This is a genomic window from Burkholderia sp. Bp9016, assembly GCF_003857765.1.
GTDB lineage: Bacteria > Pseudomonadota > Gammaproteobacteria > Burkholderiales > Burkholderiaceae > Burkholderia.
The window spans coordinates 1-1,108 of sequence record NZ_QTPY01000081.1 but is presented as its reverse complement, the minus strand read 5'-3'; the positions used below and the strand labels follow the sequence as shown (position 1 = coordinate 1,108).

The following is a 1,108-nucleotide window of genomic DNA, read 5'->3' as shown; positions in this document are numbered from 1 at the left end:
GCCTACATCGCGCGCCGGCTCCAGCGATGTCCGTTTTGTTCAACTTCCAATGCTGATTTATTGACACAGTAAGACTAGGGGCTGAATGAGTCTTTACTTGTTCTGATCCAAAAGCGCTGCAGGCCTTCTGGTTTGTGGCGCTTTTTCTTTACATGGGACCTCCGTGAGTCGAAGTGGAATTCTCTGCTCGTTCCGGGTGACGTCCTCGGGCCAAGGCGGCGTGTATCCCCGCAAGTGCTTTCATGTCTTCGTCCGAAAGACTCGCGTCCAGCGCCATGGCTTGGAGTACCTCGTGTTTTAGTGTTGAAATTTCGGCGGGCAGCCGGAAGATGCGCTGAGATTTGCGCGCGACGGTGACAAGTTCGCGCGCAAGCTCGTCCGTGAGTTCCAGCGCTACCGACATCATCTCCAGGAATTGTTCGCCGTCCGGAGTCCTCTTTCCGGTCTCCACCGCGCTTACGTACGTGTCGTCCACACCAATGCGTATCGCCAGTGCGGTCTGAGTAAGCCCCAAAATTTTCCGCCTGGCTCGAATGAAGTCGCCGAGCGCGCTCATAAGATCCGTCCTGCAATTGTTGACGATGAATGCGATAAGCGTAGCGGGATCAAGGCAATTTCGCAAATCCAAGACTCATATGTTTTTTTGGATCGTTTTGCATCGAGATTTAAAAACGCAGAAAAGCATTTTTGACGATACAAATTAATAGATGTTTTTTGATCCAGTGTCGCTGACAGTTATCGGCTGATCGTCAGTAGTGGGGACGACATCGACGCGACCTTGGGTAAGGCGAATCAGGCACGCGCCCACGACTTTTCGAAGATTACGGGACGCTTTCCCGTGCGAGTCTTCCTGCCGAACTCGAACGTAACTTCTGAGGCGTTTCTCCGGGCCACGTCCTGTTGCACGGGCATGAGCAGGAAGCGTTTGGCGATGCAGGCTGCGCTGGCACGGACATCTGCGTGGAGATGAACGGCAAAGGCCAGTATGGATGGCCGCGCATGTGGAAGGGTAATCCCCCCGAGAAACCGGAGTGATCAGAAGTAGAATTTTCTTGTTGAGGGAGTTCTACGGAATGAAGAAATCGAGATTCACGGACAGCCAGATCAT

Annotated in this window: 1 protein-coding gene and 1 pseudogene; one reads left to right on the top strand and one right to left on the bottom strand. The window is 53.1% G+C overall.

What is annotated here, in order from left to right:
- Positions 1 to 148: 148 nt before the first annotated feature.
- A complete protein-coding gene (locus tag DIE13_RS32510; protein WP_012327536.1) occupies positions 149 to 556 on the bottom strand; it encodes a helix-turn-helix domain-containing protein in 408 nt (135 codons plus the stop codon).
- Between the two features lie 323 nt (positions 557 to 879).
- Between DIE13_RS32510 and DIE13_RS33650 the strand changes: the two are divergent.
- Positions 880 to 978 (top strand): annotated as a pseudogene (locus DIE13_RS33650) (IS5/IS1182 family transposase); the annotation flags it as partial.
- Positions 979 to 1,108: the final 130 nt, after the last annotated feature.

Coding starts and splice junctions, on each gene's coding strand:
- DIE13_RS32510 (WP_012327536.1), bottom strand. CDS start 556: ATGAGCGCGCTCGGCGACTTCATTCGAGCCAGGCGGAAAATTTTGGGG.